14 protein-coding genes and 1 other annotated feature are annotated in these 16,042 nt (G+C 37.2%); all 14 genes read right to left on the bottom strand.

The genetic code is table 11. The annotated features are described in order from the left end of the window. Positions 1 to 182: 182 nt before the first annotated feature. Positions 183 to 2,255, bottom strand: coding sequence for an elongation factor G (gene fusA, locus BLP68_RS20455; RefSeq protein WP_091547548.1), 2,073 nt, complete (start codon positions 2,253 to 2,255; stop codon positions 183 to 185). 87 nt (positions 2,256 to 2,342) lie between these two features. Continuing rightward, positions 2,343 to 2,813: a 30S ribosomal protein S7 gene (gene rpsG / locus BLP68_RS20450; protein WP_091547546.1), complete on the bottom strand. Its 471-nt coding sequence runs from the start codon at positions 2,811 to 2,813 to the stop codon at positions 2,343 to 2,345. Between the two features lie 115 nt (positions 2,814 to 2,928). Beyond that, positions 2,929 to 3,351 carry a 30S ribosomal protein S12 gene (rpsL, locus tag BLP68_RS20445; protein ID WP_091547545.1) on the bottom strand — a complete coding sequence of 141 codons (423 nt, stop codon included), beginning with the start codon at positions 3,349 to 3,351 and terminating at the stop codon, positions 2,929 to 2,931. A 102-nt stretch (positions 3,352 to 3,453) separates the two neighbouring features. Beyond that, the gene (locus tag BLP68_RS20440; RefSeq protein ID WP_091547543.1) at positions 3,454 to 3,696 is read right to left on the bottom strand and encodes a ribosomal L7Ae/L30e/S12e/Gadd45 family protein; all 243 of its coding nucleotides are present in this window, start codon (positions 3,694 to 3,696) and stop codon (positions 3,454 to 3,456) included. 132 nt (positions 3,697 to 3,828) lie between these two features. Then, a complete protein-coding gene (gene rpoC / locus BLP68_RS20435) occupies positions 3,829 to 7,344 on the bottom strand; it encodes a DNA-directed RNA polymerase subunit beta' (protein WP_091547542.1) in 3,516 nt (1,171 codons plus the stop codon). Positions 7,345 to 7,395: 51 nt separating this feature from the next. Beyond that, positions 7,396 to 11,121 (bottom strand): DNA-directed RNA polymerase subunit beta, encoded by a 3,726-nt coding sequence (rpoB, locus tag BLP68_RS20430; protein ID WP_091547540.1) that lies wholly within the window; start codon positions 11,119 to 11,121, stop codon positions 7,396 to 7,398. Positions 11,122 to 11,547: 426 nt separating this feature from the next. Beyond that, a complete protein-coding gene (rplL, locus tag BLP68_RS20425) occupies positions 11,548 to 11,913 on the bottom strand; it encodes a 50S ribosomal protein L7/L12 (RefSeq protein WP_091547539.1) in 366 nt (121 codons plus the stop codon). Positions 11,914 to 11,951: 38 nt separating this feature from the next. Then, positions 11,952 to 12,452, bottom strand: coding sequence for a 50S ribosomal protein L10 (gene rplJ / locus BLP68_RS20420; protein ID WP_091547537.1), 501 nt, complete (start codon positions 12,450 to 12,452; stop codon positions 11,952 to 11,954). Positions 12,453 to 12,494: 42 nt separating this feature from the next. Further along, positions 12,495 to 12,626: a sequence feature (ribosomal protein L10 leader region), on the bottom strand. Positions 12,627 to 12,687: 61 nt separating this feature from the next. Continuing rightward, a complete protein-coding gene (rplA, locus tag BLP68_RS20415) occupies positions 12,688 to 13,386 on the bottom strand; it encodes a 50S ribosomal protein L1 (RefSeq protein WP_091547535.1) in 699 nt (232 codons plus the stop codon). A 64-nt stretch (positions 13,387 to 13,450) separates the two neighbouring features. Next, on the bottom strand, positions 13,451 to 13,876 hold the full coding sequence (gene rplK, locus BLP68_RS20410; protein WP_091547534.1) for a 50S ribosomal protein L11: 426 nt from the start codon (positions 13,874 to 13,876) through the stop codon (positions 13,451 to 13,453). Positions 13,877 to 13,953: 77 nt separating this feature from the next. Next, positions 13,954 to 14,472, bottom strand: coding sequence for a transcription termination/antitermination protein NusG (gene nusG / locus BLP68_RS20405; protein ID WP_091547532.1), 519 nt, complete (start codon positions 14,470 to 14,472; stop codon positions 13,954 to 13,956). Between the two features lie 58 nt (positions 14,473 to 14,530). Continuing rightward, the gene (secE, locus tag BLP68_RS20400) at positions 14,531 to 14,746 is read right to left on the bottom strand and encodes a preprotein translocase subunit SecE (protein WP_091547531.1); all 216 of its coding nucleotides are present in this window, start codon (positions 14,744 to 14,746) and stop codon (positions 14,531 to 14,533) included. A gap of 40 nt (positions 14,747 to 14,786) precedes the next feature. After that, positions 14,787 to 14,936 carry a 50S ribosomal protein L33 gene (gene rpmG, locus BLP68_RS20395; protein WP_091547529.1) on the bottom strand — a complete coding sequence of 50 codons (150 nt, stop codon included), beginning with the start codon at positions 14,934 to 14,936 and terminating at the stop codon, positions 14,787 to 14,789. 389 nt (positions 14,937 to 15,325) lie between these two features. Then, the coding region (locus BLP68_RS20390; RefSeq protein WP_242877041.1) for an EF-Tu C-terminal domain-related protein at positions 15,326 to 16,042 on the bottom strand (717 nt) is incomplete at its 5' end.

The raw sequence follows: 16,042 nt of genomic DNA, 5'->3' as shown, positions 1-16,042 counted from the left end.
CTTCCCATGGTCTACGTGTCCTATTGTTCCTATGTTTACATGGGGCTTATTTCTTTCAAACTTTTGCTTTGCCATTATTTTTTCTCCTCCTTGATTCAATAAATTAATTAATACTGCTATAAATGAATTTATGTAAATAGAATAGCAGTTATTTTGATACCGCTATTCTATTTCTAAACCCATTACTTACCCGCAACAACCTTTTCAGCAATGCTTGCAGGTACTGCTTCGTAGTGATTGAAATGCATTGAGTAGGTTGCACGACCTTGAGTTTTAGATCTAAGATCAGTTGCGTACCCAAACATTTCAGATAGTGGTACGAAGGATTTAATAACTTGAACTCCACCTATACGTGGTTCCATACCTTCGATTTTACCACGTCTAGAGTTTAAGTCACCAATAACATCTCCCATATAATCTTCAGGGGTAACAACCTCCACCTTCATATATGGCTCAAGAAGTACTGGCTTCGCCTTTTTCATACCATCTTTAAATGCCATAGAACCGGCAATTTTGAATGCCATTTCTGAGGAGTCTACCTCATGATAAGAACCATCGTATAGTTCTACTCTAAAGTCAACAACCTCAAAGCCTGCTAAAATACCATTCTCCATTGCTTCTTGAATACCAGCATCAACTGCAGGGATGTATTCTTTTGGAATTGTACCACCAACAATTTTGTTGTCGAATGCATATCCTTGACCTGGTTCTTGAGGAAATAGTCGTATTTTAACATGACCATACTGTCCACGTCCACCGGATTGTCTAGCATATTTACCTTCAACCTCTACTGCTTGAGTAATTGTCTCTTTATATGCAACCTGTGGTTTACCAACATTGGCTTCCACCTTAAATTCCCTCATCATTCTATCTACAATGATTTCTAAGTGAAGCTCACCCATACCAGCAATAATTGTTTGCCCTGTTTCTTCATCAGTATAGGTTCTAAAGGTTGGGTCCTCTTCTGAAAGCTTCTGAAGAGCTACACCCATTTTTTCTTGACCAGCCTTAGTCTTTGGCTCGATAGCAACAGAGATAACAGGCTCTGGAAACTCCATAGATTCAAGTATTACTGCATGATCTGGATGACACAGAGTGTCTCCTGTTGTTGTATCCTTAAGACCTACAGCAGCTGCAATATCTCCAGCATAAACCTCTGTGATTTCTTCTCTTGTATTGGCATGCATTTGTAGAATACGACCTATTCTTTCCTTCTTACCCTTTGTAGAGTTTAGGATATATGAGCCAGATTCCATTTTGCCTGAGTAAACTCTAAAGAATGCAAGCTTACCTACATATGGGTCAGCCATAATTTTAAAGGCAAGGGCAGAGAATGGCTCTGAATCATCTGCATGTCTTTCAATATCTTCTTCAGTATCGGCTGATATTCCACGAATAGCAGGAACATCTGTCGGTGCTGGCATATATGTTACAATGGCATCTAGAAGTCTTTGAACTCCCTTGTTTTTATATGATGACCCACATAAAACAGGAATAATCTGTACGTTGATGGTACCTGTTCTGATACCAGTAATAACTTCATCCTCTGTTAGTTCTTCGCCTTCAAGATACTTCATCATTAATTCTTCATCTGTTTCAGCAACAGCTTCTATTAATGCTTCTCTGGACTTTGCAGCCTTTTCCTTCATATCTTCAGGGATTTCAGCCTCTTCAATGTTTTGACCAAGGTCATCCATATACATAAATGCCTTATTCTTAACTAGGTCGATAATACCCTTGAAGGTATCTTCAGCACCAATCGGTAGCTGAATAGGTATAGCATTGGCTCCAAGTCTATCCTTCATCATATCTACAGCATGATCGAAATCCGCTCCAAGTATATCCATTTTATTAACAAATGCCATTCTTGGAACACGGTATTTATCAGCTTGTCTCCAAACTGTTTCAGATTGAGGTTCAACCCCACCCTTAGCACAAAAAACTGCTACTGCGCCATCAAGAACTCTTAGTGAACGTTCTACTTCAACAGTGAAGTCCACGTGTCCTGGTGTGTCTATGATATTTATTCTATGATCCTTCCACTGACATGTAGTGGCAGCAGAAGTAATAGTAATACCTCTCTCTTTTTCTTGCTCCATCCAGTCCATTTGGGATGCTCCCTCATGGGTTTCTCCTAATTTACGAATTCTTCCAGCGTAAAACAAGATTCTTTCTGTTGTTGTTGTTTTACCGGCATCAATATGTGCCATAATGCCTATATTTCTAGTTTTTTCTAGTGGAAACTGCCTAGGCACGAATTATCCTCCTTCCATTACAAAACGAGCATTTACATTTATAGTCTTTCAATAGCATATCCAATTTATGCTACCTTAAACGTATTATTACCATCTATAGTGTGCAAATGCTTTGTTTGCTTCTGCCATTTTGTGGGTATCTTCTCTCTTTTTAACAGAAGCTCCAACATTGTTGGCTGCGTCCATTATTTCCTTAGCCAACCTTTCAGTCATACCCTTTTCGCCTCTTTTACGAGTATATCCTACTAACCATCTTAAGCCTAGAGTTTGTCTTCTTTCAGGTCTAACCTCAACTGGTACTTGATAGTTAGAACCACCAACACGTCTAGCCTTAACTTCTAAAACAGGCATGATATTATTGATGGCCTTATCAAAAACCTCCAGGGGTTCTTGGCCAGTTTTTTCTTTAATAATTTCAAAAGCATCGTATACAATTTTTTGTGCAATTCCCTTTTTACCATCAAGCATAATGCTGTTTATTAACTTCGACACTACCTTGCTTCCATAAATGGGATCTGGCAATACTTCTCTTTTGGGTACATTTCCTTTTCTTGGCACTTCGCTTCCCTCCTCAATAATAATTGTTTGATCATAGGTACTCGACAAATCTTTTGATTTGCCGTCGTGTGCTGGTTAATGCTTATAATCTATATGCATTATCGCTCCGACAATCCTATTTTTTTGCAGCTTTTGGTCTCTTTGCACCATATTTAGATCTACTTTGCATTCTGTTAGCTACACCTGCAGTATCTAGTGAACCTCTTACGATATGGTATCTAACTCCAGGTAAATCCTTTACCCTACCACCTCTTATAAGAACAACACTATGTTCTTGAAGATTATGACCAATACCAGGGATGTAAGCTGTTACTTCTATACCATTTGTTAATCTAACCCTTGCTACTTTTCTTAAGGCTGAGTTAGGTTTTTTAGGAGTAACTGTTTTAACAGAAGTACAAACTCCTCTTTTTTGTGGTGAACTAAGATCTGTAGACTTTCTCCTTAAAGAGTTAAAGCCTTTTTGTAAAGCAGGAGCTGTTGATTTATAGCTTACTTCTTTCCTACCTTTTCTTACTAACTGGCTTATTGTTGGCATCCATTGCACCTCCTTCCAAGCATATAGCTTTATACATAGAAAAACATTTATCTAAATTTGTTAGATAAATTATCCTTTCTGAGCTGCTGATTCATTTATAGTCTATTTCAATACAGCTGCTGTGGCTGCGCCAACATCAATTTTACAGGCTTTCCCCAGCTTTTTCATAGAATCAACATGTATTACCTCAATACCTTTTGCCTCAGCCAATTCAACTAATGGCTGTAATAGGTGTTGGTCAGCATCATCAGCAACATAAAGTGCTTTTGCTTTATCCTGCTTTAATGCCTTTGCAGTTTGTTTTATACCTATAGTCTTTTTTTCGTGCTGTAATATTTCCAGCATTAAGTTTCCTCCCTTTTTAAATATCCGGGAGATCCTTTGATCTCCCAGAATATAAAAAAGTCAACTTTCTGTATCAACACACTTTAATATTTTAACACTGCTTAAAATGAGTGTCAACAGTTTATTTGTTAATTAAAGAGTTCCATCAGGTTCTACTGAGTCATCACCATGGTCTATGGAAATCGCAATATTCTTGTATCTTTTCATGCCGGTTCCGGCAGGAATTAGTTTTCCAATAATTACATTTTCCTTAAGTCCAATTAGGTGATCTTCCTTACCTTTAATGGCTGCCTCAGTTAATACTCTAGTGGTCTCTTGGAATGATGCTGCCGACAAGAAAGACTCAGTTGCCAGAGAAGCTTTAGTAATACCAAGAAGCACACGTTTATATGTTGCTGGCTCTCCATCATTGGCTTCAATAATACTATTGGCCGCGTCAACTGAGAAAACTGTTTCTAAAGCACCTGGAAGTAAATCTGTATCTCCAGATTCCTCCACTTTAACACGGTTAAGCATCTGACGAACTATTACTTCAACGTGTTTATCGTTTATATCAACACCCTGCATTCGATATACCCTCTGTACTTCTTTAATAATATAGGATTGAACTCCTTCAATTCCTTTTATCCTTAAAATATCATGAGGGTTAACGGAACCTTCTGTAATTTCATCACCGGCTTCAATAACCTGATTTTGCTTAACTTTTACTCGAGAACTATATGGAATTGTATAGCTTATACTTTCTCCATCATCAGCAATTACAGTTACTTCTCGTTTTTTTCTATTCTCGCTTAGTTCTATTCTACCAGCAATTTCACTGATGATTGCAAGACCTTTTGGCTTTCTCGCCTCAAAAAGCTCTTCAACCCTTGGTAGACCTTGTGTTATATCGGCACCTGCAACCCCTCCAGTATGGAAGGTTCTCATGGTTAACTGAGTTCCTGGCTCACCGATTGATTGTGCAGCAATGATTCCAACTGCCTCTCCCACCTTAACTTCTTCACCTGTAGCAAGATTTCTACCATAACAGGTACCGCATACCCCTTGACGGGTTTGACAGGTTAGGGTGGATCTAATTTTTACCCTCTCAATACCAGATGAAACAATTATTTCGGCTTTATCTTCATCTATCAATTCAGATGCTGAAACAATTACTTCTCCTGTTTCTGGATGTAAAATATCCTCAAGGGCATGTCTTCCTACCAATCTATCATATAATTCTTCTATAATCTCTTTACCATCTTTGAAGGCGGCAGCTACTGTTCCGATTTTTGTGCCACAATCATCTTCACGTATAATGACATCCTGACTAACATCAACTAGACGTCTTGTTAGATATCCTGAGTCTGCTGTTCTAAGGGCTGTATCTGCTAAACCTTTTCTAGCACCATGGGTGGATGTAAAGTACTCCAGTACTGTTAACCCCTCACGGAAGTTTGATTTAATTGGAATTTCTACAGTACGGCCAGTTGCATTGGCCATCAACCCCCTCATACCACCAAGCTGTCTAATTTGGTTTTTGCTACCTCTAGCACCTGAATGAGCCATTATAAATACATTGTTTAAGGTGTTTAGTCCAGCCATTAGAGCATCAGTTACCCGTTCAGTCGTCTCTGTCCAGGTTTCTATAACCTTCTCGTATCTCTCTTCATCAGAGATCAAGCCGCGTCTAAAGGCCTTTTCATATTTATCAACCTTTTCTTCTGCCAACGAAATTAGTTCAGCCTTTTCTTTAGGTATTTCCATATCGGTTACTGCAATTGTAATTGCTCCCCGAGTTGAAAATTGGAATCCTTTAGATTTAATATAGTCCAGCATTATAGAGGTTATTGTATTCCCATGTCTTCTGAAGCATTTATCTATAATCTTTCCTAATGCTTTTTTATCACACAGAAAATCTATTTCAAGTGCATATGAATCTTTACTTCTATCAACAAAACCTAGGTCTTGTGGTATCTTTTCATTAAAGATAAAACGACCAACTGTCCCCTCAACCAATTTACCTGTATCATAAGCATTAAGCTTTCTTCTTACCTTTACTTTAGCATGCAAATCTACAACACCATTATCATACGCCATAAGCAATTCTTCGAAGTCTTTAAAAATCATTCCCTCTCCCTTAGCACCAGGAACTTCTATAGTTAAATAGTAGCTTCCAAGAACCATATCCTGGGTAGGAGTAGTTATTGGCTGACCATCCTTTGGTGCAAGAATGTTATTTGGTGATAACATCAGGAATCTTGCTTCTGCTTGGGCTTCAACTGATAACGGTACATGGACTGCCATTTGATCTCCATCAAAGTCTGCATTGTATGCTGTACATACCAACGGATGAAGCTTTATAGCCTTACCCTCTACTAAAATTGGTTCAAATGCTTGAATACCCAGTCTATGAAGGGTAGGTGCACGGTTTAATAGGACTGGATGTTCACTTATTACCTCTTCCAGGACATCCCACACCTCTGGTTTAACCTTCTCAACCATTCTTTTTGCACTCTTTATATTATGAGCGTAATTCTCTTCCACAAGCTTTTTCATTACAAAGGGCTTAAACAATTCTAGTGCCATCTTCTTTGGTAGTCCACACTGATAGAATTTTAGTTCTGGTCCAACAACGATAACTGAACGCCCTGAGTAGTCAACACGTTTACCAAGTAGGTTCTGTCTGAAACGCCCTTGCTTACCCTTTAACATATCTGAAAGAGATTTTAATGGACGATTACCAGGACCTGTAACGGGTTTTCCTCTTCTTCCGTTATCGATAAGTGCATCTACTGCCTCTTGTAGCATTCTTTTTTCGTTTCTTACAATAATATCAGGTGCACCAAGGTCTAGTAATCTTTTTAATCTGTTATTACGATTTATTACTCGACGATATAAATCATTTAAGTCAGATGTAGCAAAGCGGCCTCCATCCAATTGAACCATTGGACGTAGCTCTGGTGGAATTACAGGTATAACATCTAAAATCATCCATTCTGATTTGTTGGTGGAGGTTCTAAAGGCTTCAACCACCTCCAGGCGTCGAATAGTTCGTACACGTTTTTGCCCTGTACTTTCCTTTAGCTTATGCTTTAATTCTTTACTTAACTGCTGTAAATCTATTTTCTGAAGCAGCTCTTTAACAGCTTCTGCTCCCATGGCTGCTTTAAAACGATGTCCATATTTCTCAATAGCCTCGCCATATTCTTTCTCTGTCAATATTTGCTTTTCTGATAAAGGAGTTTCACCTGGATCAATCACAATATAGGCAGCAAAGTATAGGACTTTTTCTAAGGATCTTGGTGACATATCTAAAAGCAATCCCATTCTACTTGGTATTCCTTTAAAATACCAAATATGAGAAACTGAAGCTGCTAATTCTATATGTCCCATTCTTTCTCTTCTAACCTTTGATTTAGTTACTTCAACACCGCAGCGATCACATATTACGCCCTTGTATCTAACCCTTTTATATTTACCACAGTGACATTCCCAGTCTTTTGTAGGACCAAATATTTTTTCGCAGAAAAGGCCTTCCTTTTCAGGCTTCAATGTCCTATAGTTGATGGTTTCTGGCTTCTTTACTTCTCCTTTAGACCATTGTCTAATTTTCTCAGGAGATGCTAAAGAAATTTGAATTGACTCAAAATTGTTTAATTCGTACAAGGAGTCTCTCTCCCTTCCTTATAGTCTAATAAGCTCCATAAGCTTAAACAACTATTGATTGAAATCATCGTCTTCATAGTCATCAATATCGTCTTCATCTTCTATATACTCTTTCACAAATTCTGTGGGTTCAAAGTCTTCTTCTGTTATATAGTCGATTTCAACTTCTTCTTCATCTTCCACAAGCTCTTCTTCTAGTTCGATAATAGGTTCAATTTCAGGTCCTAGATCACTGTGTTCCATGCTAAGTTCTCCAGAATCGTCTTCAATTGATTCTTTTATCTCTATTTCAGTGTCTTCAGTTAATACCTTAACATCTAGGCACAAGCTTTGTAATTCTTTTATTAATACCTTAAAGGATTCTGGCACTCCAGGCTCTGGAATGTTTTCTCCCTTAACAATACACTCGTAGGTTTTAACCCTTCCAACAACATCATCAGATTTTACTGTAAGAAGTTCCTGTAATGTATGAGCTGCGCCATATGCCTCCAATGCCCATACCTCCATCTCTCCAAAACGTTGCCCTCCAAATTGTGCTTTTCCACCTAAAGGCTGTTGAGTTACTAGAGAATAAGGTCCTGTGCTTCGTGCATGAATCTTATCATCAACTAAATGATGTAGCTTAAGCATATACATGTATCCAACTGTTACTGGATTATCGAAGGGTACTCCTGTTCTTCCATCCTGAAGAATCAGCTTACCACTTCTAGGATATCCTGCATCTTCAAGGGCATCCATAATATCATACTCGTTGGCACCATCAAATACTGATGTTGCTACCTTCCAGCCTAAAGCTTTAGCCGCTAATCCTAGGTGAACCTCTAATACTTGCCCAATATTCATACGGGATGGTACTCCAAGTGGGTTAAGTACAATTTCAAGTGGTGTTCCATCTGCTAAGAATGGCATATCTTCTTCGGGAAGTACTCGAGATATAACCCCTTTATTACCATGTCGTCCAGCCATTTTATCTCCGACATTAATTTTTCTCTTTTTAGCAATATAAGCCCTCACCATTTCATTAACACCCGGTGGTAGTTCATCTCCATTTTCTCTGGTGAACACTTTAATGTCAACAATAATACCTGACTCGCCATGGGGTACCTTTAAGGATGTATCTCTAACTTCTCTTGCTTTTTCTCCAAAGATTGCTCTTAGTAATCGTTCCTCAGCCGTTAGCTCTGTTTCACCCTTAGGTGTCACTTTACCAACAAGAATATCACCAGAGTTCACCTCTGCCCCTATTCTGATAATTCCTCTTTCATCTAGGTCCTTTAACGAGTCTTCTCCTACATTGGGAATATCTCTAGTGATTTCCTCTGGACCAAGTTTAGTGTCTCTTGCCTCTGCTTCATATTCTTCAATATGAATGGAGGTTAATGCGTCTTCTTTAACTAACTTTTCATTAATTAGAATAGCATCTTCATAATTGTAGCCTTCCCATGTCATAAATCCAATCAAGCAATTCCTTCCTAGGGCGATTTCACCTTGATCTGTAGATGGTCCGTCTGCAATTACGTCGCCTACTTTTACTTCTTCACCTTTATTAACTATCGGTCTCTGATTGATACAAGTACCTTGATTAGAACGTCTAAACTTCAATAGCTTATAGTGATCTTTTTGTCCGCTTTCATTTTTGATAACAATCTCTTTAGCAGTTACCTTGTCAACAACTCCATTATTCCGAGCTACAATAACTACTCCGGAATCTCTAGCAGCTTTATATTCCATACCTGTACCAATTATTGGGGAATCAGTTTTTAGTAATGGCACTGCCTGACGTTGCATGTTAGATCCCATAAGTGCACGGTTTGCATCATCATTTTCTAAGAAGGGTATCATTGCTGTTGCAACTGATACAACTTGCTTTGGTGAAACGTCCATATAATCAACTTCTCCAAAGGGAACAATATCGATACCACCAAATCTAGTTCTAGCTGTAACACGCTTATTTACAAAATAACCTTCAGCATCTAATGGTTCGTTTGCCTGTGCAATTATAAATAAATCTTCTTCATCTGCTGTTAAGTACTCAATTTCACTGGTTACAACCACTCTTTTTTTATCTATCACTCTATAGGGTGACTCAATGAAACCATATTCATTCACCCTAGCATAAGTACTTAAGGAATTTATTAGACCAATGTTTGGACCTTCTGGTGTCTCAATAGGACACATGCGTCCATAATGGGATTGATGAACGTCTCTAACCTCAAACCCTGCTCTTTCTCTTGACAGACCCCCTGGTCCTAATGCTGAGAGTCGACGTTTATGGGTTAACTCAGCTAATGGATTAGTTTGATCCATAAACTGTGACAACTGGGAGCTACCGAAAAATTCTTTGATTGAGGCAGCTACTGGTCTAATGTTTATTAGGGCTTGTGGTGTTACCAAATCTACATCCTGTATAGTCATTCTTTCTTTAACTACTCTTTCCATTCTTGAAAGTCCAATTCTAAATTGGTTTTGTAGTAGTTCCCCCACAGAACGTAGCCTTCTATTTCCTAAATGGTCAATATCATCAACATTTCCAACCTCATGAGATAAATTAAATACGTAGTTTATAGATGCAATAATATCCGCAACGATTATGTGTTTAGGAATTAATTCTCTATACCTTTCTTTAATCGCTTCTTTAATCTCGTCTTCCTGCTGAAATGTATCTAATATTTCCTTTAGTACAGGATAATAAACTCGCTCTTTTATTTTAAGGTTATTTATGTTGAAGGAAATGTGCTCTTTTATATCAACAAAATGATTTCCTATAACCTTAATTGGCTTACTTTCATCAGAGTAAACCATGACTAAATTAATACCTGAATTTTGAACAGCAAGAGAAGCTTTTCGGTCAATTTTTTGACCTTCTTCTACTAAAACTTCACCTGTACGCTGATCTATAATATTTTCTGCAGCCTTTTTACCCATAATACGATTAGCTATGGAGAGTTTTTTATTAAACTTATAACGCCCGACTTTAGCTAAATCATAGCGTTTAGGATCAAAAAATAATGTGTTTAGCAAAGACCTTGCATTTTCTACAGTAGGAGGTTCACCGGGACGCAAACGCTTGTAAATCTCAAGTAAACCTTCCTCCGTACTCTTAGTGTTGTCTTTTTCTAGGCTTGCCAAGAGTCTTTCATCTTCACCTAATAAATCTTTAATTTGCTGATCTGTTCCGTAGCCTAAGGCTCTTAATAAAACTGTCACCGGTTGTTTACGAGTACGATCAATTCTTACCGAGACAACATCATTTGAATCTGTTTCGTATTCTAACCATGCACCACGATTTGGTATTACTGTTGCTGAGAATAAATGTTTTCCAGTTTTATCAATTTCTCTATTATAGTAGACTCCAGGTGAACGAACAAGCTGACTTACTATAACACGTTCAGCTCCATTAATGATGAAGGTTCCTGTTTCCGTCATTAATGGAAAATCCCCCATAAAAACCTCTTGCTCTTTAACTTCACCAGTTTCCTTGTTAATCAGGCGCACTTTAGCCTTTAATGGCGCAGCAAAAGTAACGTCCCTCTCTTTAGACTCTTCTACACCGTATTTTGGTGTTTCTTCTAAGTAGTAGTCAACAAACTCTAAAATAAGGTTTCCGGTATAATCTTCAATTGGGGATATATCGTTGAATACTTCGTGCAATCCTTCTTCTAGGAACCATTGATAGGATTCTTTTTGAAGTTCAATCAAATTTGGAATATCTAGAACTTCATCGATCTGAGAATAACTCATTCTGGTTGTCTTTCCAACTTGAATAGGATGTGGCATTTTAAATTCACTCCTTGAAATTAAGGTTTAAAGAAAAGAATATAATAACTTGTTCAATGAAAATACCCAAAAGCAATTCCACACTTTTGGTTTTTTACACAAGGCTGCATCTTATACTATTGACATGATTTTTGCCAAATATACATAACTTGAACATTATTGAAATTTCTTCTAAAAAACAGTTTGATGCAATGTATAATTATATCACAGTTCATTTATTTGTGTCAATATTATGTTCTAAAGCTTATCGATTATTATTTACTTGTTTTATTATAGAAAATTAAAAAGCTAGTATTTAAATTTCTTCTTTTTTGATGTATAATATATTTGAATTAGTTAATTATTTAAGAGTGTTTTACATTTTCAAAAAATACATAAAAAGGTACTCCAGAATACTGGAGTCCCTTTTTATTTATATTTAATTATCTACTTTACTGTTACAGCAGCGCCAGCTTCTTCTAACTTAGCTTTTATCGCTTCTGCTTCTTCTTTAGCAACGCCTTCTTTTAATGCTTTTGGAGCGCCATCAACTAATTCTTTAGCTTCCTTTAAGCCTAATCCAGTGATTTCTCTTACAGCCTTAATTACGTTGATCTTAGAAGATCCTGGGTTGTCTAGTATTACATCAAACTCAGTTTTTTCTTCTTCTGCTGCTCCACCTGCTACTGCACCTGCTATAGCTACAGGAGCTGCTGCAGATACTCCAAACTTCTCTTCTGCTGCTTTAACTAATTCGTTTAACTCTAAAACCTTCATATTTTCAATAGCTTCTAAAATTTGCTCAATTGTCATTATAAGCACCTCCGAATTTTTTTATATAATTTATTTGTTTATGCGCCTTCTGCTTCCTTCTGTTCAGCAATAGCCTTAACTAAGTAAGCAAAGTTTGATACTGGAGCCTTTAAGCTGCCAAGTAATTTTGCAATAAGCACTTCTCTTGCTGGAACATTTGCTAGTTCCTTTAATTTAGATTCATCGTAGTATGCACCTTCTACAATACCAACCTTTAACTCAAGCTTTTTATGATCTTTAGCAAAGCTATCTGCTATTCTTGCAGGAGCAATCGGATCGTCGTAACTAAAAGCAACAGCATTAGGTCCTACTAAATCTTTAACTAGCTCTTCCATCCCAACATTCTTTGCAGCCATACGCATTAAAGTGTTTTTATAAACTTTATATTCTACGCCAGCCTCTCTAAACTTACTACGAAGCTCTGTTATCTCTTCTACCTTAAGTCCACGATAATCCACTAGGATTGCAGCAGTACTATTTTGTAGTTTTTCAGTGATCTCTGCAACAGTTTGCTTCTTCAATTCAACCGCTTTTGACATGGGGATGCCACCTCCTTCATTGTAGTAGTGTAGGATATTTTGCCTGAAAAATATAAAGGCCTCTTTATGTTTAGACATAACGAGGCCTGAATTTGCATTACGCATTTATCATAAGCCTCGGTAGGATATTTAAGCTTTCGCACCTACTTTCTGTGGCAAAATATTCACTTTCAACTTTACTTAGTTTATCAAAGGAATATGATATTGTCAATAGTCTTTATAATAAACGACAATATTATTCAGTAACTCTAGCTGGGTTCACCTTGATACCAGGTCCCATAGTGCTGGTCAATGTAACACTTCTTAAATATTGACCTTTAGCGGCAGCTGGCTTTGCCTTAACAATTGCATCCATTAAGGTTTTGAAGTTATCAGTTAGCTTATCTTCATCAAAGGAAGCTTTGCCAATTGGCACGTGAATAATATTAGTCTTATCTAGTCTATATTCAACCTTACCTGCTTTGATTTCCTTTACAGCTCTTTCAACATCAAAGGTTACTGTACCAGATTTTGGATTAGGCATTAAACCCTTAGGTCCAAGTACTCTACCTAATTTTCCAACTACGCCCATCATATCTGGAGTAGCAACAACTACATCAAAATCAAACCAGTTTTCAGTTTGTATTTTAGTTACCATATCATCTGCGCCTACATAATCAGCTCCAGCATTCTCTGCTGCTGTTGCTTTTTCTCCCTTGGCAAAAACTAAAACCTTAGCAGTCCTACCTGTTCCATGTGGTAGAACAATAGCCCCTCTAACCTGCTGATCAGCATGTCTTGAGTCTACACCAAGTTTTATATGGGCTTCTACAGTTTCATCAAATTTTGCAGTAGCTGTTTTTTTAACTAAATCAATTGCTTCTTTTACATCATATTGCTTCAAGCTATCAACAAGCTTTTTAGCTTCTTGATATTTTTTTCCTTGCTTTGCCATTTTCTTTACCTCCTTGTGGTATTAACGGTTTTTATGTGAGAAACCTCCCACTTATTTATAAATATTAATCTTCAACTACAACACCCATACTTCTAGCTGTTCCTTCAACCATGCTCATAGCAGTTTCTAAAGATGCAGCATTTAAGTCAGGCATTTTTAATTCAGCAATTTCTTTTATTTTAGCTTTGCTAATTTTTGCTACCTTCTTTTTGTTCGGCTCACCTGAACCACTTTCAATACCAACGGCTTTCTTAATTAATACCGCAGCTGGTGGTGTCTTTGTAATAAATGAGAAGGATCTGTCTTGATATACAGAGATAACAACTGGAATAATTAATCCAGCTTGTTCTGCAGTCTTTGCATTAAACTCTTTACAGAAACCCATTATATTAACACCGTGTTGTCCCAGTGCTGGTCCAACTGGTGGAGCTGGAGTAGCTTTGCCTGCAGGGATTTGTAGCTTGATTTGACCTATTATCTTTTTTGCCATTGTTTACACCTCCTTAAATTTTTGGCTTATCTAAACTTATCTATATAGTTATAGTTTGCCTTATTTTAAAGCAAATTTTATAAAGCTTCAACCTGATGAAATTCTAGTTCTACAGGTGTTTCTCTACCAAACATAGAGATAAGTACTTTAAAGGTTTGCTTTTCCATATTAATGGACTCTATTGAACCAATAAAGCTTTCGAAGGGACCTGAGATAACCCTTACACTATCTCCAACCTTGGCGTTAATCTCATGTCGTATTTCTTCTACTCCCATACCCCTTATCTCTTTATCAGTTAAAGGGATTGGTTTTGAACTTGGTCCAACAAATCCAGTTACGCCTCTAGTGTTACGCACCAAATACCAAGTTTCGTCAGTCATTTGCATTTTGACAAGAACATATCCTGGAAACAGTTTAGTCTCCTTTACTTTCTTCTTGCCATTTTTAATCTCGATTGTTTCTTCGGTCGGAACCTTAACTTCAACTATCAAGTCTTCCATTCCTCGGTTCTCAACCATTTTTTCGATATTCATCATCACTTTTTTTTCGTGACCAGAATAGGTATGGACTACATACCATTTTGCATCTTGGGTCATAATTAAGGGGCACCTATTGTATCAATAGATACCGCTCCCCTCCTTTAAACTTAATATGCTACTTTAGTATCAAATTCAAACCGAATCCGAAGGCAGCATCTAAAACCCAAAGTATTGCAGTAGCAACTAGAGAAGCAGCTATAACAACACTCGTGTGGTTTGTTAATTCTTTTCGATTAGGCCAGTTCACCTTTTTTAATTCAGATTTTACACCTCTTAAGAATTTTCCAAAGCTTCTGGTGTTTTCTTTATTAGTATTTGCATGGGTGCTCACTTCTCATTCACATCCTTCACCACATTTTTCTTAAAACATACTACTTTGTTTCCTTATGACTTGTATGGGTTTTACAGAATTTGCAATATTTCTTCATTTCAATACGGTCAGGGTTATTCTTTTTGTTCTTTGTTGTATTGTAATTTCTTTGCTTGCAGTCTGTACATGCTAATGTAATCTTAACTCGCAACTGTTACACCTCCTGAAAAAACGACATAAATATTTATATGACTACAGAACATAGGTAGCTCATATTATATATAGGGTACCTAATAAAATCTATCATATTTTTATTTTTATGTCAATAAAAATTTCTTTTCTGTCTAGCATCTGAAAATATTCCAATTGCTTCAACTGAAACAATTAGGTTTTTATATTCTTAATAAATAATATTCAAAACCAGTCAAAATCATTTATAAGGGACTAGGCTAACCCTAGTCCCTTAGACTGTTGAAAAAACCCGTCTTTTCTCACTAGCAATTCGAACTATGACTCGTACTACATATTATACTGGATCTTTCCATTAGCTTCTATTGAAGCCTTTTATCCGTCATGATTTTTGATTAAAGCTAAACTTATTTACTCTATAATACTTGCAACTACTCCAGCACCAACTGTTCTTCCACCTTCACGAATAGCAAATCTTAATCCTTCTTCTGTTGCTATTGGGCTGATTAGTTCGATTTGCATTGTTATGTTGTCTCCTGGCATTACCATTTCTACTCCGTCTGGTAGCTTAATGCTTCCTGTTACGTCTGTTGTTCTAAAGTAGAATTGTGGTCTGTATCCATCAAAGAATGGTGTATGTCTTCCACCTTCTTCTTTCTTTAATACGTATACTTCTGCCATGAACTTTGTATGTGGTTGGATTGAGTTTGGCTTCGCTAATACTTGACCTCTTTCAATCTCTGTTCTTTGGATTCCTCTTAATAGTATCCCTACGTTGTCTCCTGCTTGTGCTTGGTCTAGTAACTTTCTGAACATTTCTACTCCTGTTACTACTAGCTTTCTCTTTTCTTCTGCCAAGCCTACTAATTCTACTTCGTCTTGTACTTTTACGATTCCTCTTTCTACTCTTCCTGTTGCTACTGTTCCTCTTCCTGTTATAGAGAATACGTCCTCTACTGGCATTAGGAATGGCTTGTCTGTATCTCTTTCTGGCTGTGGAATGTATTCGTCAACTATTTCGAATAATTCTACTATCTTGTCTGCCCATTGTCCGTCTTGATCTTCTAATGCTTTTAATGCTGATCCTTTGATTACTGGTGTATCGTCTCCTGGAAACTCATACATGTT

It is taken from the genome of Alkaliphilus peptidifermentans DSM 18978 (genome assembly GCF_900101495.1).
Taxonomy (GTDB): Bacteria; Bacillota; Clostridia; order Peptostreptococcales; family Natronincolaceae; genus Alkaliphilus_C; species Alkaliphilus_C peptidifermentans.
The sequence above is the reverse complement of the archived record's forward strand: the minus strand, read 5'-3'. Positions and strand labels throughout refer to the sequence as shown.